At 52.8% G+C, this 23,756-nt stretch carries 20 protein-coding genes and 1 pseudogene; 9 read left to right on the top strand and 12 right to left on the bottom strand.

What is annotated here, in order from left to right; genetic code table 11:
• The first annotated feature begins 131 nt into the window (after window positions 1-131).
• The 3 genes from PEL01S_RS04170 to nfi all read left to right on the top strand — a co-directional run bounded on the left by PEL01S_RS04170 (window position 132) and on the right by nfi (window position 7,895).
• Window positions 132-5,777 (top strand): OmpL47-type beta-barrel domain-containing protein, encoded by a 5,646-nt coding sequence (locus tag PEL01S_RS04170; protein WP_255320071.1) that lies wholly within the window; start codon window positions 132-134, stop codon window positions 5,775-5,777.
• A 710-nt stretch (window positions 5,778-6,487) separates the two neighbouring features.
• Entirely contained in the window at window positions 6,488-6,838 is a 351-nt protein-coding gene (locus tag PEL01S_RS04165) for a DoxX family protein (RefSeq protein ID WP_063188151.1), read from the top strand.
• A 373-nt stretch (window positions 6,839-7,211) separates the two neighbouring features.
• Entirely contained in the window at window positions 7,212-7,895 is a 684-nt protein-coding gene (gene nfi / locus PEL01S_RS04160; protein WP_127459389.1) for a deoxyribonuclease V, read from the top strand.
• 66 nt (window positions 7,896-7,961) lie between these two features.
• Here the strand turns inward: nfi and PEL01S_RS04155 are convergent, their stop codons facing one another.
• The 3 genes from PEL01S_RS04155 to PEL01S_RS04145 are packed head-to-tail and all read right to left on the bottom strand — an operon-like array spanning window position 7,962 to window position 9,261.
• Window positions 7,962-8,234 carry a hypothetical protein gene (locus PEL01S_RS04155; protein ID WP_174806901.1) on the bottom strand — a complete coding sequence of 91 codons (273 nt, stop codon included), beginning with the start codon at window positions 8,232-8,234 and terminating at the stop codon, window positions 7,962-7,964.
• A 26-nt stretch (window positions 8,235-8,260) separates the two neighbouring features.
• Entirely contained in the window at window positions 8,261-8,722 is a 462-nt protein-coding gene (locus PEL01S_RS04150; RefSeq protein WP_127459388.1) for a DUF2269 family protein, read from the bottom strand.
• Between the two features lie 2 nt (window positions 8,723-8,724).
• Window positions 8,725-9,261: a PadR family transcriptional regulator gene (locus PEL01S_RS04145; RefSeq protein ID WP_163768265.1), complete on the bottom strand. Its 537-nt coding sequence runs from the start codon at window positions 9,259-9,261 to the stop codon at window positions 8,725-8,727.
• A 215-nt stretch (window positions 9,262-9,476) separates the two neighbouring features.
• Here PEL01S_RS04145 and PEL01S_RS04140 point away from each other — a divergent pair, with 215 nt between their 5' ends.
• Window positions 9,477-10,034: an NADPH-dependent FMN reductase gene (locus PEL01S_RS04140; protein WP_127459386.1), complete on the top strand. Its 558-nt coding sequence runs from the start codon at window positions 9,477-9,479 to the stop codon at window positions 10,032-10,034.
• 31 nt (window positions 10,035-10,065) lie between these two features.
• On the opposite strand, the gene PEL01S_RS04135 is transcribed toward PEL01S_RS04140, so the two are convergent.
• Both PEL01S_RS04135 and PEL01S_RS04130 read right to left on the bottom strand, forming a co-directional pair.
• The gene (locus PEL01S_RS04135) at window positions 10,066-10,629 is read right to left on the bottom strand and encodes a GNAT family N-acetyltransferase (RefSeq protein ID WP_127459385.1); all 564 of its coding nucleotides are present in this window, start codon (window positions 10,627-10,629) and stop codon (window positions 10,066-10,068) included.
• Window positions 10,630-10,637: 8 nt separating this feature from the next.
• A complete protein-coding gene (locus PEL01S_RS04130; protein WP_204343660.1) occupies window positions 10,638-11,366 on the bottom strand; it encodes an alpha/beta fold hydrolase in 729 nt (242 codons plus the stop codon).
• 117 nt (window positions 11,367-11,483) lie between these two features.
• Here PEL01S_RS04130 and PEL01S_RS04125 point away from each other — a divergent pair, with 117 nt between their 5' ends.
• Window positions 11,484-12,425, top strand: coding sequence for a helix-turn-helix transcriptional regulator (locus tag PEL01S_RS04125; protein WP_127459384.1), 942 nt, complete (start codon window positions 11,484-11,486; stop codon window positions 12,423-12,425).
• A 203-nt stretch (window positions 12,426-12,628) separates the two neighbouring features.
• Here PEL01S_RS04125 and PEL01S_RS04120 read toward each other — a convergent pair whose 3' ends face one another.
• The gene (locus tag PEL01S_RS04120; protein ID WP_127459383.1) at window positions 12,629-13,639 is read right to left on the bottom strand and encodes a LacI family DNA-binding transcriptional regulator; all 1,011 of its coding nucleotides are present in this window, start codon (window positions 13,637-13,639) and stop codon (window positions 12,629-12,631) included.
• A 274-nt stretch (window positions 13,640-13,913) separates the two neighbouring features.
• Here PEL01S_RS04120 and PEL01S_RS04115 point away from each other — a divergent pair, with 274 nt between their 5' ends.
• The 4 genes from PEL01S_RS04115 (at window position 13,914) to PEL01S_RS04100 (ending at window position 18,969) form a co-directional block, all read left to right on the top strand.
• Window positions 13,914-14,828, top strand: a complete 915-nt coding sequence (locus PEL01S_RS04115) for an ABC transporter permease (protein ID WP_127459382.1) — start codon at window positions 13,914-13,916, stop codon at window positions 14,826-14,828.
• A gap of 21 nt (window positions 14,829-14,849) precedes the next feature.
• Window positions 14,850-15,737, top strand: a complete 888-nt coding sequence (locus PEL01S_RS04110; RefSeq protein WP_127459381.1) for a carbohydrate ABC transporter permease — start codon at window positions 14,850-14,852, stop codon at window positions 15,735-15,737.
• Between the two features lie 44 nt (window positions 15,738-15,781).
• Window positions 15,782-17,359, top strand: a complete 1,578-nt coding sequence (locus tag PEL01S_RS04105) for an extracellular solute-binding protein (protein ID WP_127459380.1) — start codon at window positions 15,782-15,784, stop codon at window positions 17,357-17,359.
• A 74-nt stretch (window positions 17,360-17,433) separates the two neighbouring features.
• Window positions 17,434-18,969, top strand: coding sequence for a glycoside hydrolase family 30 protein (locus tag PEL01S_RS04100; RefSeq protein WP_127459379.1), 1,536 nt, complete (start codon window positions 17,434-17,436; stop codon window positions 18,967-18,969).
• Between the two features lie 107 nt (window positions 18,970-19,076).
• Here the strand turns inward: PEL01S_RS04100 and PEL01S_RS04095 are convergent, their stop codons facing one another.
• From PEL01S_RS04095 to PEL01S_RS35110, 6 genes and pseudogenes are all read right to left on the bottom strand, one after another.
• The gene (locus PEL01S_RS04095) at window positions 19,077-19,460 is read right to left on the bottom strand and encodes a MerR family transcriptional regulator (protein ID WP_239551453.1); all 384 of its coding nucleotides are present in this window, start codon (window positions 19,458-19,460) and stop codon (window positions 19,077-19,079) included.
• 45 nt (window positions 19,461-19,505) lie between these two features.
• Window positions 19,506-20,246, bottom strand: a complete 741-nt coding sequence (locus PEL01S_RS04090; protein ID WP_127459378.1) for an SDR family oxidoreductase — start codon at window positions 20,244-20,246, stop codon at window positions 19,506-19,508.
• A 192-nt stretch (window positions 20,247-20,438) separates the two neighbouring features.
• Window positions 20,439-21,875: pseudogene (locus PEL01S_RS04085) on the bottom strand (MFS transporter).
• Between the two features lie 8 nt (window positions 21,876-21,883).
• Window positions 21,884-22,948 (bottom strand): bifunctional transcriptional activator/DNA repair enzyme AdaA, encoded by a 1,065-nt coding sequence (locus PEL01S_RS04080; RefSeq protein ID WP_127459377.1) that lies wholly within the window; start codon window positions 22,946-22,948, stop codon window positions 21,884-21,886.
• A gap of 247 nt (window positions 22,949-23,195) precedes the next feature.
• On the bottom strand, window positions 23,196-23,441 hold the full coding sequence (locus tag PEL01S_RS04075) for a hypothetical protein (RefSeq protein WP_204343659.1): 246 nt from the start codon (window positions 23,439-23,441) through the stop codon (window positions 23,196-23,198).
• A gap of 28 nt (window positions 23,442-23,469) precedes the next feature.
• Window positions 23,470-23,604 (bottom strand): hypothetical protein, encoded by a 135-nt coding sequence (locus tag PEL01S_RS35110; RefSeq protein ID WP_010500956.1) that lies wholly within the window; start codon window positions 23,602-23,604, stop codon window positions 23,470-23,472.
• Window positions 23,605-23,756 lie beyond the last annotated feature (152 nt).

Raw genomic sequence — 23,756 nt, 5'->3', positions numbered from 1 at the left:
CGGTCTGGATAAAAAATTTAACGATTCGGAGTTAACCAAAGTTAATATCCTTCGGTTATTCCATTTGGTACTCTAGATGTAACTATTTGGACCAAAAGGAACAAGGAACTTCCGAAGGAGTGAATTCGAGTTTGATCCATATCACATTACGGAGACTGTTCTGGTGCGCGGTCTTTTTGGTGAGCGTGCTTGCAGGAGGGAGTCAGCTTGCGCATGCGGCAGTCATGATGGAGCAATTGCCGGATTCGGCGAACTTGCCGGAAAATATTTCGGGCGTTACATCCAGCGCGGTGCAGTCCGGCAACCGTATCTTGGTAACCGGGGGACAAAAGGCAAATTCGTCTACTTTTGCGCGGTATTCCTATACATTCAACCCGACGGATCGGTCTTGGACTTCGCTTGCGCCGTCCTTGCAGCTTTCTTATCACAAGCAAAGCATGCTGAAGGACGGAAGAGTGCTCGTCACAGGCGGGTCGAAGTTCGTCCCGGGGACAGGATACGTTTACAATAACGTGGCCCAAATTTACAGCCCCTACTCCAATACCTGGTCTGATGGTGCGTCATTGCCGGTGGGGAGTATATTCGGAAACGCCCAAAGCACCTTGCTGGACGGTCGAGTGCTTATCGTAGGCGGTGCGAACGAGATTTGGTCGGGAGCGGACCGCAGCACGATGTATAATCAGGCCTATTTGTACGATCCGGGTACGAATCGTTGGGAGGAAGCGGCTCCGTATCCTTTTCCCATTTACGATGCTGCACAGAGCACGCTAAAGGATGGACGCGTTCTCGTTACCGGCGGGCAGAGCCATTACGTCTACCGCTTCGATGCTTATTTGTACGATCCATCGAATAATACGTGGACCAAGGCGGGGAATCTGCCGTTTGAAGGCGACACGTTTTTCCGCCATGCCCAGGTGACGCTGCCGAACGGCAAAGTGCTGGTGATGGGAAAAAAGTATTTCTATATATACGATCCGGCGACGAACCAATGGACAAAGGATACGGCTACGATTCGACAGCTTACCAATGCCCAACTGTCGGTATTTGGGAATGATGTGTATGCTATGGGCGGATATGACGAGAATTGGGAAACCAATGTGAACGTATATAAGCTCACGTTTGATTTTACGCCGCCTACAGTCCCGACGATTAGCGGCCCGGGTCCCGAGTGGAGCACACAAGACGTAACGGCGGTGATCACGCCGGGCACGGATGCGGACTCCGGGGTCGCCCGTACGGAGTACAGCTTGTCCGGGGCGACGACGCTCGGCTGGACGCCTTACAACGATGGGGACAAGATAAGCGTTACGAATGATGGACAAACCACGATTAGCGCAAGAACGATAGACCTCGCAGGCAATGTAAGTCCAATCGCGACGGCCGTCGTCAAAATCGATCGTACGGCCCCGACGCAGCCGGTAGTCAAGCTTTCGGCAGCGTCATGGACGGCCTCCGATGTCACGGTAACGATTACGTCCGGAACCGATAACGGCGGGTCCGGCGTGAATCGTACGGAGTTCAGCTTATCCGGCGCGACGACGCTGGCTTGGACGACGTATACCGGTCTGGTGACGATCACGGCCGAGGGCCAAACGACGGTAAGTGCGCGAACGATCGACAACGCAGGGAACATCAGCAGCGTCGGGACTGCCGTGGTGTCCATTGATAAGACGGCGCCGACTGCTCCGGCGGTTACTCCGGCGACCTCGCAATGGACCTCTGCGGCAAACGTCGCTGTGACGATCACAGAGGGAACGGACAGCGGAGGCTCAGGCGTGAACCGTACGGAGTACAGCTTGACGGGAGCGACGACGCTTGCGTGGACGACATACACCGGGCCATTGTCGATCACGGCCGAGGGTCAGACGACGGTAAGTGCGAGAACGGTAGACCATGCGGGGAATAAGAGCGTTATCGCTTCAACAGTCGTAAAAATCGACCGGACAGCCCCGACGGCGCCAGCCCTTAGCGCATCCGCAGGTTCATGGACGAATTCAGACGGCACGGTAACGATCACGGGAGGAACGGATAGCGGCGGCTCGGGCGTGAAACGAACGGAATACAGCTTGTCAGGAGCGACGACGCTCGCATGGACGGCCTATACGGGTCCAGTGACGATTACCGCCGAGGGTCAAACGACGGTGAGTGCGAGAACGGTGGATAATGTCGGAAACGTGAGCGTTGCTGTCTCGACAGTCGTAAAAATCGACTGGACAGCCCCGACGGCGCCGACCCTTAGCGCATCCGCAGGTTCTTGGACCAGCTCGAATGTCACGGTGACGATCACAGGAGGAACAGATAGCGGCGGCTCGGGCGTGAACCGAACGGAATACAGCATGACGGGAGCGACGACGCTTGCGTGGACGGCCTATGCGGGCCCGGTGACAATTACGGCCGAGGGTCAAACGACGGCGAGCGCAAGAACGGTCGATAACGCGGGCAATTTCAGTTCGGTCAGCTCGACCGTCGTTCGCATCGACCGGACGCCTCCGGCGGCTCCTATCATCACGGCGCCATTGGCAGGGGCGGTCCTTTCGAACAACAAGCCGACGGTGACCGGCACGACTGAAGCGAATGCGACCGTGAATGTCACGTTGGACGGTGGGGCGAGCTCGACCGTGACCGCGGATGGAAGCGGCCGATGGACGTATACTCCGGCTTCCGCGTTGGCGGATGGCGTCCACAAAGTCAAGGCGGTTGCGAAGGACGCCGCAGGCAACGAAAGTCCGGCTTCCGCGGAAATATCGTTTACCATCGATACGCAGCCTCCGGCACCGCCGGTGATCGATACGCCAGCCAACGGCGCTTGGATTAACAGCCCGAGGCCGGTCATTACCGGTCAGGCGGAGGCGCGCGCAACCGTAACGCTGTATTTGGACGCGGCTCCGGCCGGCAGGGCTACCGCAGACGGCAGCGGCATATGGACGTACCCGTGGCCTACGGATTTGGCTGACGGTGCGCACAGCCTGCAAGCTACCGCAACGGATGCGGTGGGGAATGTCAGCCAGGCGTCCGTCGTAGTCTCCTTCACCGTAGATACGCAAGCTCCGGCAGCCCCGGTCATCCTTACACCAGCCGATGGGACCGTCACAGGTAACAACCGGCCGGTGATCTCCGGGACCGCCGAAGCGGGGGCAGCTCTTCTCATTGATTTGGATGGAACCGAGATGGTAACAGGGACGGCAAATGTCGGAGGCAATTGGTCTTATTCGCTACCGGACGCACTGACGGATGGCAGGCATGCGGTCAAAGTATGGGCAAAGGATGCGGCGGGAAATATTAGTCCCGCGTCCGCCACAGTGCATTTTACGGTAGATACGCAAGCTCCGGCGGCTCCGGTCATCCTTGCTCCTGCCGATGGTACGGCTACGAAACAAAGCAAGCCGGCTATTCGAGGGACTGCTGAAGCCAATGCTACCGTCCATGTGGTGGTGAACGGAAGCCCGGCAGGCACCGCGATGGCGAATGCAGGAGGCCATTGGACCTTTATTCCGCCTATCGCACTCGTCGACGGCGTCTATACGGCTAGGGCGACGGCAGCGGATGCCGCCGGCAATATGAGCCCGCCATCCGTAGAGATCAGGTTCACGGTAGATACGGTGGCTCCTCCGGCGCCTGTCGTGACAAGTCCGGCTAACGGCGCCGTGACAAACCGGTTGAAGCCGGCTATAGCGGGCACGGCGGAAGCAAGTGTCACGGTGAGCGTGTACGTGGACGAAGTGCCGCTGGCCGAAACGGCCGCTAACGCGAGCGGTGGGTGGAGCTATACGCTGACGGATAGCCTGGCTGTAGGTACGCATGCCGTGAAAGCGCAGGCGACGGATGCGGCTGGCAATACGGGACCGTTTTCCACGAGCCACACGTTCACGGTTGTATCGGACAATGCATTGCTGCACACCTTGCAGCTCAGCGACGTCACGTTGAATGAAACGGTTACCGGGACGACTTACCGATACACGGCCCAAGTTCCGTATTCGGTGACGGCGACTACGGTGACTGCCGTTCCTGCTGACGGGAACGCTTCGGTTCTAGTGCTGCAAGATGGGGAAGCCGTCTCGGGGCCGCTTCGCCTCCGTGTCGGAGCTCAGACGATCACGATTCAGGTAACGGCACAGGACGGAACGACGGTTCAGCTCTACAACGTGCTGGTGACGAGATTACCCTCCAGCGAAGTGCAATTGAGCGAGCTGACGTTGAGTCACGCGGCTCTGGCTCCGGAATTCCAAGGAGGGACGACGCGCTATACGGCGACCGTGACGAACGACGTCTATGCGCTGACAGTGCGGGCAAAGGCGGCGAGCAGCGAAGCCTCGATTCGCATCAACGGGCAGCCTTTTGCACGTGGAGAGGCGGTCCTGCCTGTGGAGCTTCAGGTGGGGGCCAACCCGATAACGGTCGCTGTGACCGCGCAAGACGGAGTCACGACGCAGTCGTATACGGTGATGGTACACCGGAAGCCAAGCTCCAATGTCCTCTTGAATGGGCTCCTGTTATCTGAGGGAACTTTGAGCCCGGCGTTCGATAGCGGCATTGTTCATTATGAAGCGGCTGTCGAGCATGGGGTGACAAGCATGACGGTGACGGCATCGGTCTACGACCGGAATGCGCTGCTTACCGTTAACGGCAGAGAAGTGGCAAGCCATCAGCCGTCTCAGCCGGTCGAGCTTCAGGTTGGCATTAACCGCCTCACGATTATGGTAACTGCGCAGGACCGCGTCAGCACGCAGGCCTATACGCTGGAGGTCACCCGCAAGCCAAGTTCGACCGCCGGCTTAACCGGCCTAGGGCTGACCGGAGCGGCGCTGTCTCCGGCATTTGACAGTGAAATCACCGCGTACGAAGCGAACGTCGGCCATTCGATCGACAGCACGACGGTGACGGCGTCGGTCTATGACCCGAACGCCCGGATCTCGATCAACGGCAAGGCGGCGCTTAGTGGAGAAGCATCTGCGCCGATTGCTTTACAAGTTGGGGCAACGACGATTCGGATTACGGTAACGGCGCCGGACGGGCAAACCGTCCGGACCTATACGGTGCGAGTTCATCGGGAGACTGCCCCGGAGCAGCCGTCGGGTTCTTCTTCCGGGGGGAATGCGGGAGGAGGGGGCCCGGCTCCTGCCGAGGAGCCTAAAGTGCCGCAGAAGCCGGCAGTTCCCGACCGCCAGCCCGCTGTACCCGATAAGCCTGCCGGTTCTTCGGCAGCTTGCGTCCCGGTAGCGAAGATGGGGTTTACCGATATGTCCGGACATTGGGCGGAGTCATCGGTTTCGGAAGCCTCCGGCTGCGGCATCGTCGATGGGTTCGACGACGGAACGTTCCGGCCGAACGATCCGGTCACCCGGGTTCAGTTCATCGCGATGCTGGTCCGGGCTAAGGGATTCTGCAAGTCGGGGTCGACAGCTCTTGCGTCGGTAGTCTTCGCGGATCAGGAAGCCATTCCATCTTGGGCCGCCGAAGCTGTATCGATGGCCGCACAGCGCGGGATCGTGAACGGGTATGAGGACGGAAGCTTCCGTCCGGATGCGCACGTGACGCGGGCCGAGATGACCGCAATGACGGCTCGCGCCTCTAACTTGCAAGCGGGGCCCGAAGCGGAGCTCTCGATGTTTGTGGATGCGGCGGATATTCCCGACTGGGCCAAGGGCTATGTTGCTGCCGCCCGGCAGCACAGGTTCGTTCAAGGGCGGGAAAATGGGCGCTTTGCGCCGCAGGAGCATACGACGCGGGCGGAAGCGGCCGTGCTGTTGCTGCGGTGGGCCCGTTCGGCGGATCAATAAGCAGAAAGTAAAGAACGCAAACCTGGCAAGGTTGGAGTTGCCGGGTTTGCGTTTCTTTTTGTGGGTTGAGAGGTTCGTCGTTCAAATAGCTGGCATCTCGTAAAGAGGTCGTCTGCCACTGCTTCAATTGCCGTTGGCGCGGTGTTATTTCGTTGCCAGGCGTGTCCTGCTCGAAAGTCGCATTTTGGTCAGCCCATATTTTCGCAAATACGATGCGTCTCGCTTCATAAAACGGGCATTTGCCGTTGATCTGAATACCGTGTTCGGTCGGATACAATTTGTCCGGTATCGAAGCGTAGTCCACGGCGATTTCGTAAAGACCGGCCTGCGGCGCGTTAACCGTCACATGGTGCAACCTTGTCCCACGAAACGCCTGCCCGCCGTAACTGACTGCTTCGGTCAACAAATCCGGCCTTCCGGCCGCTGGAACGATCTGTTCGATGTTTTGCGTATCTTGGCGCCTTCCGCTTTCTATGTTTTCAACACTTCGGAATAGTTGCTTCCACTACTTTATTAATCGGCGAATCCGAAAATATTACTTGAAAGTAACGTTATTTTTGAGTAATATTTATAATTGATATTGGTTGTGCGTATTTTCTGTGTTTCACGAAACGAAAGTGAGCACGATTGTTACACGAGCTGGGTTGACTCAACCCGCCTTACACCTAATGTAGAAGCATGCACAACATTTTCATAAGGAGTGAAGTCAAATCATAGCTAAAGTCTTGCAAGTGATTCTGGCCGTTTTTATTTTTACAGGGGGCATTATAAAACTGTTACGTGTTCCGTTTCAGGTTGAGCATTGGCAGCACTACCAATACCCATTGTGGTTCATGTCAGTAACCGGATTTCTTGAACTGATTGGAGGTATAATGCTGATTGCCGGTATCCGGAACCGACGGTTGGCTATTGGGGTAGGCGCATTATTGGTAATTCTCTTGTTAGGAGCGATTCATGCCCATATTTTTCGGGCAAATCAACCGGTTGCAACCACCATTCCCGCATTGGTCTGTTTGATTTTGTCGATCATAGTCATTATCCGGAACCTGAAGAAAGTATAATTGGCACGATACAAGGACAGCTGCGAAAGCCTTGTGTCTTAACGATTCTTTTTCATAAACTTTCCGTCCGAATCACAGCCAATATGAACCCGAACAAAAAAGAGAACTTCGAGATGGCATCAATTTATCACGCAAAAGTTTTGCCTCTTCTGTAAAAGTTGAAAACTTCCAGTTCACCCGGGCGAACAGATTTGAGAAATCCTTCTCTAGAGCTTTTTCACTTATACCAAAGTGAATATCTACAGGCCTATTATCAACGTGAAGTACTAAAGCATTATCAGAGTTACCCGCCCCCCTGACGTCTAATCGGTTATAATAAAAGGAATATCTTGCTACAAACCGATTGAATTTTAATCTTCTTGGGGGCTCAATCATGGAACCAGTACTCAAGCATTCATGGAATTTATCTGAAATGGATGCAGTTAAACTGCAACAAGAGTTGTCTTTAAAAATCGTAAAGGAAGATCAACTTACAAAAATTAATCATGTTGCCGGAGTAGACGTGGCATATAGTGAACATAGCGACAAATTAATTGCAGCGATCGTTATTTTAGATGCAAGTTCGTTACATATCATAGAATCGGTTGTGGTGGAAGATACGGTTCATTTTCCTTATATCCCAGGGTTGTTTTCATTCAGGGAGATTCCGCCTCTGCTTAAGGCGTTCAAGCAAATAAAGACCCTTCCTCAGCTCATCGTCTGCGACGGTCAGGGAATGGCTCATCCCAGACGATTTGGATTAGCGAGTCACTTGGGAGTACTATTCGACATTCCTACCATTGGATGCGGAAAGACGAAGTTATTAGGGGAGTTCAGAGACCCCGAATTAAAAAGAGGCTCTTCTTCTCCATTAGTTGATCATGGCGAGGTGATCGGGGCCGTATTAAGAACTCAGGATAATGTTAAACCTATTTTCGTATCCATCGGTCATCGCATTTCCTTAGCCACGGCTTGTGAAAGGATCTTAAAGCTCTCCCCGAAATATCGTTTGCCAGAAACAACGCGACAAGCCGATCAACTTGTGAATAAAGTTTTAGCCGATCTTCAAAGAGAATAGGAATAAACGAAAGGGCGGATTTCCGTGTTTATTGCGTTTGGCGGGTCTTTGTACCGTTCAAAAGTTTCATAGTAAGTGAATTTTTGAACCTTTCTTTATCCTCTCAATGTCTACCCTTTCTCTAATATTTAACCCAATAAGAGGAAAATTGGCAATGGAGAAAGACACACTAACATCCTTAACCTCAAGTTCAAAGCTTGCTCCGTCCACATTGCTCACTGCTATCTTTGAACCGATCAAGTTTCTTAATTTTGTAATTTTATAAGGATCTGTTTCATCTACACTAATCTTTAGCACCAAACCGCGGTTTGGCACATCAATAACATCTTCTACCCTCATGGTCTCCAAAAGATCTACTTCCTCTCTCAGAACGGCTTAACCAGCATCAAATACAGTACGATCAGCGGGATGAGGATGACCAGCGTGCCGAACACATCCCAAGTGAGGGAAGCTTTCCGATACGCTGCGGTAAGCGCGCCTTCCGTTTCGGCAACGACGCTTTCCTTCATCATTTTCCGTTGGGCGGGAATGAGGAGAATGCCCCAGATCAAACCGCTGAGCACAAACAACGCTTCCGACGCCGTCATCCAGTTCAGCTCCGCGAGCGAATACCCGTTCAAGGCGGCCATGATGTGACCTGTCGCAAGCAGCAGGATGACGCCGGGCAGCGTAAACCAGTAATCGGCGTGCATAACATTGCGCGCCACCCGCCGGATATGGGCCAGATCCCGACCGCGTTCCGCCGATAGCTTCCAGAACGCCGCCGTAATGATGTTGCCGAGGAACAGCACAGCCCCAAGCACATGCAAAAAAATCAAAGCTCCCATGTTCACTTCTCCTCCTTATGATTGTCCAGCATCGCCGCGCATTCCAGCAGAGCATCGATTTTGGCCTGATGATACCGAATGCCGATGGTAAGGGAAAGCAGCTGATGCTTGGGCATCTGCTGATGGTACTGGTCATACATCCCTTGGAGGATGCTCAGCTTCGCTTCGTGCTGCTTGCGGCTTTGCCCGATCCAATCCAGCATTTCGCCCTCGTCCATTTTCCCGCCAAAAAACAGCCTCATGCACACATCGGAGCGCACGTTATCTTCCTCGACCGGCTGCTCGTAATATTGAGCCAGAACCACTCGGCCACTCTCCGTGATGGAATATTCGTTTTTGTTCGGACGGTCCTCCTGGATAATCGTGTGTTTCTCGATACAGCCTTCCTTCTCCAAGTTTTTGAGCGTCGGATAGACGCTGCCGTAGCTTCCTTCGAAGAAAAAGGAGATCGGCCCTTCAAAATTTTTTTTGATTTCGTACCCGGTCATCGGCCGCTTGCTTAATAGGGCAAGGGCCACATACTTGGCCTGCAGCTGCATCGGCGCAGCCTCCTTTGATAATATAATCATTATTGATATTCATAATGTTAATATAAATACGAGACAACGATTTGTCCAGTTTTTTCTTGCTGCATGAAAAAAGCTCCCGAGATCTTGATGATCGGGGAGCTAATGTTCGTTAATGGTCCTATTGACTATGACATTAATGGTAGGGTTTATAATGTTGATACCGAATGGAAAAGAGGGTGAACCGAATGAAACAACGAAGTCTAGTAGTGCTAGGGATATCCGGAAGTCTGCGCGAGCAATCGTCTAATACACGGCTGCTCTCGTTTATCGGAGGAATGATGCCCGCCGGTATAGAGTTTCGTATGTATCAAGGGCTCGCGAGTTTACCGCATTTCAGTCCGGACTTAGACGGGGACGAAGATCCATGGCACGAGGCGGTGCGCGAATGGCGGGAGGAGCTGCGAGCGGCGAATGCGGTCGTGATCTGTACGCCGGAATATGCGCGAGGCGTGCCGGGCACGCTCAAGAACGCGCTGGACTGGATCGTATCCTCGGGCGAGTTCGTGAACAAGCCGACGGCGGTCGTAAGCGCGTCTCCGCATCCGGATGGTGGCGCTACGGCACTGCAATCGCTGACACTAACTCTCAAGATGATGACCGCGGCGATCCCGGACGAAGCGTCGCTTGCCGTTCCGTTCGTGAGTAAAATAATCGGGCCGGATGGTAGCGTGACGGACACGAACACCTTGTCATCGCTGCTCAACCTGGTTCGGGTGCTGTCGCAGGCCATTCCGGAGAAATAATTTGTTATGGACTGACGTGGCAGTCGGTGTACTAATCCAGCATGAAACGCATCACATGACGCCGACTTCCCGCAGTACCCACCTCGACAAAGCCGAACTCTTTAAATTGCGGAACAAATCCCATAAAACGATAACTTGGGGAATCGGGGGCAACAGGGTAAGCTTCAACAACGGCTGCACCTCTTTGACGCGCATGTTCAACAGCCGCTTGAAGCAGTTGTTTCATGACCCCGTGTCCGCGAAACTCACGAGCAACATAGAAACAAACCAAAGACCAGACATGATCGGGATTCTCATTTGTTTCGTATATTCCCCCGAGGTCGCGATAAGTGGAACGCGGAGCGATGGAGCACCATGCTACAGGCTCGTCACCCGCATATCCCAAGATACCTATGGGAACATGTTCTTGAACCATGCTTCGGATCGCAGATTTTTTGGTTACCTTCGTTTTCCGATCTTCAGGTTTCCCGCGCCAAACCATACACCAGCAATTTTTTGGTCCGCCCCGACTTTCAAAAAGCTTCTCAAAATCCAGCCAACGACCTTGATCGACTTCAAAGAAATCTAGCTTTACAAAAGGATTGGAAGTTTCCATTACTATGATCACCTCGCATTTATCATGAATTCCTCCAAGATTGCTCTTAACCCATCCGGATCGCTAAGCATGGGCAGGTGCCCTGTGTTCAGACTTCGTACCCATTGGGGGGAAAGGTTCGAAATCATTTTATTTTGCAAAGAGGGGCTGAACTCTTTATCTTTGGTTAGCTTCACATATAACGTTGGAACCGCCGGTGGGGATACCTTGATTCGATCCGTATACACGCGTACGGCCTCCGGTGTGAACCCATTAATGATCTCCGCAGTTTGTTCTGCCGAAAGATCGCTGCACAATCCCGCACGAATTGCCGCTTCCGGCGGCTTTGTACCGATGATTCGCAAGATGGTTGAGATTAGAATTCTTTTGGGGAGTGGCAGAACGGACAAAAAGGAACCGCCATTTTTCGGAACCGCCGCCCCTACGGAGATATAGCCTGCTAATCGATCGTTCCGTTCGGATGCAAGCCGAAGGCCGATCACTCCCCCAAGCGAATGCGCCACGATAACGTACCTCCGAGGTCCCCATTCGTCTATTTGTCTTTTTACATGAGTAACATAATCGTCCAAAGAAAGCTTTTTCCGCGATTCCATCGAATCTTTTCTTCGAGGATAAGTGGCCATCAGATGAGGATACTCAAGCCCATCCACAACTTTGCTCCAGATATGGCTATCCAGTCCTGCTCCGCTAAGGAAAACCAAACCTATCTTTTCTTGTGTGCCTTCTTGAATGGGCATCTTCTTTTCCTCCATTGCCGGTTAAGATTGATTACAAGTTAAATGTAGCATTTAAATACGACAAATTATGGCTTATTTATGTGCTAAGATAAAAATAATACATGGAGGAGGGAAGGTATGCAGAAGTCACAGCGGCTAATCCAAATGATGATGAGAATCAACGCCAGCAAGTCATTTACCGTCCGGGAGTTGGCCGATGAATTCGGACTGTCCAGCCGCACGATTACTCGGGATTTGCAGGAGCTAAGCGAGCTCGGTGTTCCCATCTACTCCGTCCAAGGAAGAGGGGGAGGCTATAGACTGCTCCAAGAAAGGATCCTCCCGCCGATCAGTTTCTCCGAAGGCGAGGCCATTGCGATGTTTTTTGCATGCCAATCGATGGATTACTTCAGTTCACTGCCATTTGGCGAGGGAGCAGATTCAGCGCTTCGCAAGTTTCACCACTATTTACCTGCGGATGTAAAGGAGAAGATTGATCGTTTAAAGAACAGGATCATGTTCTGGAGTCCCTATCGATGGATGTCTCCGGAAATTCTCCAAACCTTGCTTCAAGCTATTATGATTCGCAGCGTAGTCACGATCGAGTACAAATCCAGCAGCGGTGTGTCGGAGCGGAATATTCAGCCCATCGGGCTCTATGCGAGTTCCGGCTTTTGGTATTGTCCCGCATTTTGTTTTCTTCGGGGAGAAATCCGGCAATTTCGAGCGGATCGGATTTTGTCTGCGTCGATCAATGAATCGATTCCTTGCCGGGAGGATATCACTCAGAAGACGCTAATGGATAAGCCCCGAAAAGACCAACAGGAACAAACGGTGCTCCGGTTGGAGCTGACGAAAAAAGGCGTATGGTTGCTGGAATCGAATTCACGGATTGCTCCCTATATCGTGCGCAACGAGGACGGAAGCGGGTATGCCGACATTCGGATCGCTGCAGAGGACTTGAGATTTTACGTGGACTTTATCTGGCAATTCGGGACTGATGTGAAAATAACGGGACCTAATGAAGCCATGACGTGCATGAAACAAAAAATCGAATCCATGCGGTTGCTGTATTGTTGAACAATGATGTACCACCCAATCGTTTACGATCTGCTGCAATATGCGCCATCAGGACTAAAAAGCATTCCATTATTCCAAAACGGAGCTGTTGCATTTGAGACTGGAAAAAAGCGTGATGACAAGCAAGCTGCACGCTGTACAGCTGTAGACAAAGGCAAAAACAAGGGGCCAGATATGTCATTCCAGTCCCCTTGCCTATTCCTTTACTCCCGCCGGAAATTCGACGATCCACGGACGATTAACTCCGAATCTACCTTAAACGTGCGCTTGTCGTGGAACTGATTTTCGTTCATCTGGTCGATCAGCTTCTCGACGAGCAGGGCGCCCATCGTGTACTTCGGCTGATTTACGGTGCTCAAGGTTGGCGTGATGTACTTGCTGATCCGATTGTTGTCGACGCCCACGACGGCGAGCTGGGACGGGATCGCGATGCCGCGCTCGGCACAGGCTTTGTACACGCCCAGGGCCATCTCGTCGTTAGCGGCAAAAACAGCCGTGAAATGCAGATTCTTGTCGAACAGCCGCTTCATCGCCTCGTAGCCGCCTCCTTCGTTGAAGTTGCCGTTCTCGATCAGCTCGGGACGAAACGGGATGTGATAGTCCCGAAGCGCCTTCAAGTAGCCCTCCAGTCTTTCGTAGCTGTCTATCGCTTCCGCGTAGCCGCTAAGGAACACGATATCCCGGTGTCCGTTTTCGACGAGATGCTGCACGACTTCTTTGGAAAACTTTACGTTGTCCGTATAAATACAAGGGATGCGATCGTGCTCGATATACCGCCCGACGACCGCGAGGGTGTACCCCTTCTCGGAAATCTGGCAAATTTCTTCGTCCGACATCAGCGGCGCGATCAGGATGGCGGCATCTACGGTCCGGTTCATCAGCAGCGTCAAATATTCCGCTTCCTTCTCCTTCTGATTCTCCGCGTCGCAGATGATGACTTTATATTTGCGGGCGTAAGCCACATTCTCGATCCCTTTAATAATCTCGGCGAAATACGAGGCGTTGATATCGGGTACGATGACTCCGATTGTCATCGATTTTTGCGAGCGCAAATTTTTGGCGACGGCGTTGGGGTGGTAGCCAAGCTCCTCGATCGCTTTCATGACTTTTGCTTTCGTCTTCGACGTGACGCTGCTGCTTTCGTTCAGCACCCGGGAGACGGTGGCCGGCGAGACGCCCGCCTTGGCGGCGACGTCGACGATTTTGATATCCATATGCATCAACCTTACTGGAAATTTATATTTGACAATGAAGGAATGGCTTTATTATAATTTATCCTGAAATCGATTTCAAATTATTTTTGTCGAATGGGCTGGAAATCCTTAAAAAGACCATTTATTTTACATGAAGGGGAGTTCGAATATAAAAATGATATCGATTTCATTAATTATGAGTTGAATAATGTCCGAATTTGCGGAAAAAGGCATTTTATTTTTACATCAAAAAGAAATCGATTTCATTTTTATAAGGAGGTGACGTGAGGCTATTATGATCACACTTTTGAAGGATTTCCGGGTCAATCGGGTGCTGTGGCTGATGATTCTGCCGGCGCTGCTCTTTTTCGCAGTGTTCAGCTATTTGCCGATGGTCGGGGTGTATTACGCGTTTACGAATTACCGGTTTGACGGAGGGCTGTTCGGAAGTCCGTTTGTGGGCATGCAGAACTTCAAGTTTTTGTTCGAGTCCGGCGTGTTGTACAACCTGACGAAAAATACGATTTTGTACAATCTGGCGTTCATCCTGTTCGGAAACGCGCTGCAGCTTCTGTGCGCCGTGTTCCTGAGCGAGCTTCCCGGCAAGCTGTTCAAGAAGACGACGCAGTCCGTCATGTTCCTGCCTTTTTTCATCTCGTTCGTGCTCGTCGGGGCGTTCGTCTTCAACCTGTTCAACTCCGACACGGGCGTGGTGAATACGGTGCTGAAGCAGCTCGACTTGCCGCCTTACGATTTTTACCTGAACACCGAGCCGTGGAAATATATTATCGTGTTTTTCCATGTGTGGAAGGGGCTCGGCTACGGCACGGTCATTTATTTGGCCGCGATTATGAGCATCAGCGACGAATACCATGAAGCGGCGAAAATCGACGGGGCGAATATTTTTCAGCGCATCCGCCATATTACGCTGCCGCTGCTTGTGCCGACGTTCATTTTGCTCATTCTGCTCAGTCTTGGGGGCATCCTGAAAGGGCAGTTCGACTTGTTCTACCAGATCATCGGGAATAACGGCATGCTTTTCGACTCGACGGATATTATCGATACATACGTTTATCGGTCTTTGACGGTTAATTTCGATATGGGCATGGGAACCGCGGCGGGGCTGTACCAGTCGTTCTTCGGATTTCTGCTGATCATGGTCGTCAATTATGGAATTAAAAAAGCCCGCAGCGATTATGCGCTGTTTTAAAAAAGGAGGGGAGGAACGGAAGTGAAGATCCGTACAGAAGCATCGACGGTCGTGTTCAACGGGATCGGGTATACAGTCATTACCGTGCTGGCGGCGGTGTGCCTGCTGCCGTTTTTGCTCATTATTTCCGGGTCGCTGTCCTCGGAGATGGACATTATTGCTGATGGCTTCAAGCTGATCCCGACCACGCTGTCTTGGGAGGCGTACCAAGCGGTGTTCAGCAATCCGATGCAGATGGTCAAGGCGTATCAGGTGACCGCCGGTTTGACGATCGTCGGCGCCGCGCTAGGGCTGTTTCTGACCTCCATGGCCGGTTACGTGCTGTCCCGCAAAGAATTTGCATACCGCAATTCGGTGTCGTTCCTCATCTACTTTACGACGCTGTTCAGCGGAGGGCTGATTCCGTGGTATATCGTCGTGGTCAATGTGCTGGGACTGAAGGACAGCTATTTGGCGATGCTGCTTCCGCCGATGCTCAGCGCGTGGAACATTATTTTAATGAAAAATTTCATGAAATCGATTCCAGACTCGATCACCGAATCGGCCAAAATCGACGGGGCCGGAGATTTCACGATTTACTGGAAGCTGATTCTGCCACTGTCGACGCCGGGATTGGCCACGATCGGACTGTTCCTCGCGCTGGCATACTGGAACGACTGGTTTCTGGCCAATATTTTCATCACGTCGGAGGATAAATACCCGCTGCAGTTTCTGCTATATAAAATACTGGCCAGCGCTGCGGTGCTCAAGACGAGCGTTGCCGGGAATTTGTCCGCGGATTTCAAGCCGCCCGCGGAGACGCTCAAGATGGCCGCAGCCGTCGTGGTGACGGGGCCGATCGTATTTCTGTATCCGTTCGTGCAGCGCTATTTTGTCAAAGGGCTGACGATTGGTGCGGTGAAGGGCTGAGGCCCGGCCATCTATTTTATTTTGAAACCATAGGGGGAAAGCGGATGAACCGAAAGGTGAAATCGGTAGGATCGGCGCTCATGGCGCTGACGTTAGCGGCAGGACTGCTGGGCGCGTGCTCGGAGAAGCAGGGGACGGCGGAGCCTGGCGCGAATCCGGCCAAGACGGAGTCCGGTAAGCCGGACACGTCGAAGAAGGTGCAGCTCGTCTGGTATCTGCTCGGCGACGCGCATAAGGATTCCCAGAAGGTCATCGACGAATGGAACAAAATGCTAGAGAAGGATTTGAACACGACGGTCAAGGTGAATTTTACGACGTGGAACGAATGGCAGACGAAGTACAATCTGCTGCTGGCCTCGGGCGAGAAGGTGGATATGATTTTCGCTTCCAGTTGGGCCGGCTTCTATAAATATACCAAGCAGGGAGCCTTTCTCGACTTGTCGAAGCTGCTGCCGGTCTACGCGCCGGAAACGTGGAAGACGGTGCCGAAGCAGGATTGGAACGATGTCTCCACCGGAGACAAAATTTATGCCGTGCCGAGCACGTTCTCAGAGTATACCCCCAATGGTATCGTGTACCGGGAGGATTGGCGCAAGGAGCTGAACCTGCCTGAGATCAAGGATCTGGCTGCGCTGGAAGCGTATTTGGACGGCGTGAAAAAGGCGAAGCCGAAGGTTACCCCGATTGGCGGCAAGGCGTGGAACGAGATCAACACGTTGTTCTTCGCCGTTCACGACTTTCAGGGGATCGGCGGCGACAGCGGCGTCATCGCGGCCCGGTCGTACGATAAGCCGAGGGAGATCGTGGCGTATCCGTTCACGCAAGAATTTGCGGACTGGGCGAAGAAGATGAAGAGCTGGGCGGACAAAGGCTACTGGTCTTCGAATACGCTTTCCTCCCAGACGGAGGCGGGCGACCTGATCAAGGCGGGCACGGGCGCGGTCTATTGGCGGAATCCGGCTGCGGCGGGCGGCTTCATCACCGATGTGAAAAAATCCAACCCGGACATCGAGCTGGCTTACTTCCCGTTCACCCGGTTTCACAAGTATGCGGTGCCGAATCTGTCGATCAACAACGGCATGGCGATTCCGAAAAACGCGCCTAACCCCGAACGGTCGCTGATGGTGCTGGATAAGCTGCGGAACGACCCGAAGTATTTTGACCTGATGACCTACGGGGTCGAGGGGCTTCATTACGATAAAAGCGCGGACGGCAAGCACATCGTCGTTCCGGCGAAAGGGCAGGACCCCAAGGCGGTCAAGAAGTATGACATTGCGAGCTGGGGCTGGCGCTACGAGCCGAACATGCGGAGCGAGGAAGGCGGCTGGGGATTCGATAAGCTGAACGAGGAATTCAAGTCCCAGAGCAAGCCGAATTTGTTCGCCCCGATCCTGATGGATTACGAACCGGTAAAATCGCAATTGGCGGCGGTCAACCAAGTGTTCCAGCAATACGGGCAGCCGCTGATGCTGGGGCTCGTCCCGGACGTGGATAAGGCGCTCGACACTTACCGAAGCAAGCTGAAAGCGGCCGGTGTGGACGCTGTGCTGGACTACGTGCAGAAGCAGGCGAACGCTTATTGGGCATCAAGTAGCGGGAGGCAGATGTTTGAAAGGAGGTGATCCGCCCGCCCGTACGGCTCGAAATGGGGAATTCCCCGAAAACAATCGGTAAATTCAAAGGAGGAAGAAATGGAATGAAAAGTAGCAAACGGTGGCTCTCTGTCGGTTTGGCGCTGACGCTCTTGGGCGTCTCGGCTCCGTCCGCGTATGCGGGTCCGGGCGGATCGGTCGACGCCTGGCTGACGACGGCGGATCAAACGAGTCTGCTCACGAAGCAAGCGCCGCTGCAATTCTCGAACGACAGCGGTTCGAATCCGACGACGATCGATATCAATCCCGGTCTTACTTACCAGACGATGGACGGCTTCGGCGCCGCCATCACCGGCTCCTCCGCTTACTTGATCAACAAGAAAATGTCACCGGGCCAGCGGGAGGCGCTTTTGAACGATCTGTTCACCGAGAGGGGAATCAACATCGGCTTTGTCCGCCACACGATCGGAGCGTCGGACTATTCGGTCGACGCCAACGGCAATGCCGGCAGCTACACGTATGACGATGTCGCCTCCGGGACCGATTACCCGCTGAATCATTTCTCTATTGCCAAAGACGCCGATGTGACGAGTGTGCTCCGGGCGATTTTGGATAAAAATCGCGGCCTCAAGGTACTGGGCTCCCCATGGACCGCACCGCCTTGGATGAAATCCGGCACGCCGACATACAATGGCGGATCGCTGAACGGCATCCCGAACGTGTACACCTCCTACGCCGATTATTTTGTGAAATACGTCAACGCTTACAAATATGCCGGCATCCCGATCTGGGGAATCACGGTGCAGAACGAACCGGAGCATTCGACGGGGAGCTACCCGAGCATGAGCATGGGAGCGGCGGAGCAGGCTTCTTTCATTAAAAATTACCTTGGTCCGGCATTCAAACGCAGCGGCTTATCGACGAAAATCATCGCGTTCGACCACAACTGGGATATCGGCGTGAACTATGCTTCTACCGTGCTCGGGGATAGCGGGGCAAGCGCTTATACGGACGGAACGGCGTTTCATTGCTACGGCGGGTCGCCAAGTGCCATGACGACGGTTCACAACGCTTTTCCGTCGAAAAACATTTACTTTACGGAATGCAGCGGCGGGGAATGGAGCACGGATTTCGGCAATAATTTGAGCTGGAACATGTCCAATCTGCTGATCGGCTCTCCCCGGAACTGGGCAAAAACGGTGCTGCTGTGGAACATGGCGCTCGACCCGAAGGGCGGTCCGACCAATGGCGGATGCACGAATTGCCGCGGCGTAGTAACCATCGATCCGAATAACGGAAAAGTGACGAAAAACGTGGAATATTACGTAATCGGGCATGCGAGCAAATTCGTTGCGCCGGGAGCGTCGCGGATCGATTCCACCAACTTCGGCGGCAGCGTCGAGAACGTCGCTTACCGGAATCCGGACGGTTCGCTCGTCTTGATTGCGGCTAATGTCGGCGCAGACTCCAAAACATTCAAGGTGCGTATGAATTCGCAGTCGTTCACTTATACGCTTCCGGCCAAGTCGGCGGTGACCTTCAAATGGAAGCCTTCCCCTGGCAGAGACGGGCGGAGCGGGCCCGGTCTCGATAGCGGTACGCCGACGGGCGCGGCTGAGAGCGGCGAAATAATCGAATAGAGGAGGAGCTATCCTCCGCTTGAACCGGCAGCATCCGTTTGACCTTCGGGTCAGGCGGATGTCCGGGAAGACGTAGGATTTGTACAGATAGTCAGTATTCGGCAGGGCTACGATGGCTGCCTCATCGCTTTATACAAATCGATCTTACGATGAATCATGGCTTGATACGACATCAGTCGATCGATTTGCGATTTTACGTTTTCTCCTTGCTTTTCAAGCAGGCAGATACGTTGGTCGATGGTCTTGTTCCCCTGTACAAATTCCTTGATATCCGAAATGGACATTCCCGTCGCCCGAAGACAACAAATAAATTCAAGCATTTCAATGTCTTTTCTTTCATACAGGCGTATGCCGCTTTCGTTGCGGTTCACGATTGGCATAATGCCTTCCTTCTCGTAATATCGCAAAGTATGAATGGATAAGCCGGTTTGCTCCGACACTTGACCGATCGTGTAGCTCATCATGAATCCCTCCTGTTGAAGCCTGTTCAAAATAAAGGCCCACCTGCAACAAGGTGAGCAATCGTAGTCATATCATTATAATTCCTGGTTCGTCGGCCTTACAATGATTTCGTTGACAGCCGTATGTTCCGGTTGGGAAATCGCATATAGAATCGAATGGGCGATGGCTTCGGCCGGCAATGAAATTTGCAAAGCATCGCTTATACTTTTTTTAATTTCTTCGTTCGAAATGGTATGTACCAACTCCGTTGATACGGCACCGGGACAAATAATCGTTGTGCGAATGTTATTTTCGGCTTCTTCTTGCCGCAAAGCATCGGTAATCGCCCGGACGGCAAATTTTGTTCCCGAATAGACGGCCCATGTTTTTCTTACGATATGTCCCGTCACGGACGAAACATTAATAATGTGCCCTTGTTTTCGTTGCCGCATATACGGAAGAACCGCAGCAATACCGTAAAGCACGCCTTTCATGTTTACATCAATCATGCGATCCCATTCGTCTACCTTCTTTTCGTGTAAAAAAGAAAGCGGCATGATCCCTGCGTTGTTAATCAGAACGTCAATTTGTCCAAAGGTATCGAAGGTAAACTGGGCAAGCTCTTCCATTTCCTGATGCGAAGCAACGTCAGTCGTTTTAAAGACGGCTGTGCCGCCTTGTTTTTCAAGGCTTGCTTTAAGATGCTGCAAGCGCTCCTCACGTCTGGCGGCAAGTACAACCTTGGCTCCGTTAGCGGCAAGCACTTTGGCCGTGGCTTCGCCGATGCCGCTCGAGGCTCCGGTTAAAATAACGACTTTTCCTTCCACGTTCAACATATCAGACCATCCCTCCAGGTTTCGAGATTTTTAAAGTATAGAACCTAGAGTGCTCTCGAGGTCAAGGCTTTAGCTTAAAATTTAAAACGACGATAATGCCGTACATTGGAAGCGGGCAATGGGGATGTGGCTGACCACCGCGTTTCGAAAACAGATTTTTGCAGCTACTTTCAATGAAACCCATTTCGCTCCTTATGCTCGTGACTCACTTGCGGTCTTCTTCTGCGGCCGCAGAAGAAATACTCCGAGCACGACCGCGAGTGCGAGAAAGACCGCGAAGAACCGGAAACCGATGTTCGAAGCATGGATCAGAGAGTCCTTTGATTGATGACCCAATTCTTCAACTCCCGCCCCGGATAACAGTCTCGAAGCGACATCGGACTGGGCGACCAACTGCACAACGGCCAGTGCAAGCGCCTGGCTGATTGCTCGGCACATGTTGTATACGGTCCAGAACATCCCGGATGCGGAACCTGCTTGCTCTTGTGGAGCGGCCGATAGTACGGCTTTCGCAAGCGATGGCCAGGAAAGTCCCGTAGCGGCGGAAATGATCATAAGCGGGATGATGACAGCCATGTTCGACAGTTGGGGACCGAGCTGCCCAAGCATCAGGAGCGCGAGGCCGATCAGTAACGACCCGAGTAGAATCATTCTTGCGGGGCCGAAACGGTCGGCCAGCCTGCCTCCGAATGGAGCTGTGAAAAGTTGGGGAACGGACAGCGGGATTAGCATGAGTCCTGATTCCAATGGACTGAGATTTTGAGCACCTTGCAAATACAGCGTCAGAAGAATGGTGACGGCGAAATAACCGATACAGTAGCTCATCGTGATCCCGAGCCCTATCGAATAGTTCCGGTAAGCAAGGAGGCTCAGATGAAACAACGGATACCGCGCCTTCATCTCAATGAATACGAACGAAATCCACAGGAACATCGCTGTTGCGAACAGCCCGAGTGTCTTTCCCGATGCCCATCCCCATGTCTGACCCTCAGACAAGGCGATAAGCAGGGCGGTCAGCCCAGGCCCGAACGTCAATAGGCCGGGCCAGTCAGTCTTGACCTTCTCACCCGTAAAAGTATCTCTAAGAAAGAGGATGCCGGCGGCTAGACCGATGACACCGATCGGAACGACCGAGTAGAACATGGAGCGCCATCCGAACTAGCCGATTAGTGCGCCCCCGAGAACTGGACCAATGAGCGAGCCGGTCACCCATGCGATGTTGTTGATGCCGAGAGCGACCCCGAGCTCATTGGGCGGAAATGTCCGTATCAAGATCGGAGTGGATGCCGCCATCGCCATAGCGGCGCCGGTACCTTGCAGCAGACGAGCAGCAATCAGCGCTTCGCCGGAGCTTGACATACCGCAAAGCGCGGTAGCAAGTGTAAACAAAGCGAACCCCCATAGAAAAATATGTTTCGTTCCGAGCATATCCGACCATCGGCCGGAAGGAAGCAGGAATACGGTGCTTGTGATGTAAAACGAAGTAATCGTCCACATCCCTGTTCCGATCGAAAGGTGCAAATTCTCCATTAGCGGCGGCAGACCCGTGATCACGATCGTCGCGTCGAGATTGGTAATAAATGATACAAGCGTGACCACAAATAAAACGGACCATTTGCCCGACTGCATGATTTTCATCATCTTGTTTGCTCCTCCGTGGACCATTTCTTCTCATGGCCTAGCAGCCATCGTTTTCGCAATATCCCTCCTCCATAACCGCCTAAGTCGCCATTCAAGTTGATAACGCGGTGACATGGAATCACAATCGCCAGTTGGTTAGCGCCATTCGCTTGGGCTACGGCGCGATAAGCGCCTGGCTTTCCAATCGCCACAGCAATGTCCGCATAGGAAGTCGTCTGACCCGGTGGAATCTCCCGCAGTTGTTCCCATACCCTCTTCTGAAAAGGCGATCCCAGTAGTCTCAACGGCGTGTTGAATTCCGTTAACTTGCCTTCGAAATAATCCTCCAGCTCACTCTCAATCGAACGAATTGGCGGTGCGCTGCCTGGAATAACCGCGGATTTTGTCCTTCTTCTCAGACGTTCAACCTCGCGTTCCAAGCCCCGGCGGTCTACGAATTCGAGCAAATAAAGTGCTTCATCGTCAGCGATTGCGATCATTGGGCCAAGCTGAGTATCCAACCACGATGCCTTCAAAATCGGTTGATTGCCCAACTGTCCAGGCGCTGCACCCATAATGCGCGAGAACGCGTCCCTGAAGCCGCTGCCGGATTCGTAACCGGCGGACAACTGGGCCTCGATGATCGCGCTGCCCGCCCGGATATGCTTCAGGGCGATTCCCATTCGACGGGCTCTCGCATATTCGACAAATGTCATGCCGAACCGCTTCTTGAACTGGCGGCGGGCCGTTGAAGCATCCACGGATAATTTCCGGAAGTCTTCTTCCGTCCAGCGTCGTTCCGGATTTTCTTCCACTGCGTTGACTAGCTTTTGAATAAGCTCCGAGACATGGCTGGGATGAGACAACGGACGGCAGCGCTGGCAGGGTCGGAATGATGCCAGAAGGGCTTCCTTTGCCGTCTCGTAAAATTCGCAGTTCTCAAATTTGGGTTTTCTTGCCGGACATGTTGGTCGGCAGAACACGCCGGTTGTCTTGACGCCGACATAGAAGATGCCTTCATATTCGGACTTTTTATCGATAAGCGCCCGGTAATACACGAGTTTTAGATCGGCCGGTATCATTCTGCTCCTCCTTTAAATCATGCAGTTTCGGATTCAATGGATGCCTTACGGAACCAATTATGATTATATCGCTTTCGAAAAAAAATACCGCCGAAAATCGGGCATTGATTTTTTTGCATATCAATTCATTGAGGGGGCTTATTTAGGGTCTTCTACTAAGTTATACTGAAAAACAACAACCAAAAAGCTTCATCTAACGATGCCGTGTTGGGCATGCCAGATGAAGCTTTTTGGTTTGCTTCGTCGCTTATTCCTCTTCCTCCGTCACCTCGTCCATCCCGACCGCCGCGTCGAAGACGGATTCTCCAGGGACGTTGGTGATGTCCTCCTTCGCCCGAACCTGCTGCTTGATGTTCTCATAAAAGCTCTGAAACGACTGGTCGAGCAGCGCTTCGCGGTTCGGATCGTTATTGACGTCGGAATCGACTTCCAGGCTTCGGATATCCGCTGCGTTTTCGTCTGCTGTTTTGTTGTTATCCGGGGTCACTGGCATTTCCCTTTCATTTCCTTTCGTCATGCGGTCACTTGTTGTTCAAGTTTCTCAGCACTTGGGCCGGCATTTCTTTGCGGTCTTCCTCGGCTTTCTTTTCTTTGGTCTTATCGTCCGGGTTCGCCGAATTGTACCGGGCTGCGTCCATCCCGTCCATAATATTCATGGGAAATCCCTCCTTTACCGATATCATGGCTTTTGACGGCCGATTTTATTCCGCGGGCTCGCGGGCCTTCATATAAACTTAACCTTGTCCCGGGCAGTTTTATACTATAATGGTTCAACGAGAGGCAGGCATAATCTTCTAAACAACGAGGT

The sequence above is a fragment of the Paenibacillus elgii NBRC 100335 genome (assembly GCF_004000865.1).
GTDB classification, from domain to species: Bacteria; Bacillota; Bacilli; order Paenibacillales; family NBRC-103111; genus Paenibacillus_G; species Paenibacillus_G elgii.
This window is presented reverse-complemented; position numbering and strand designations above follow the sequence as displayed.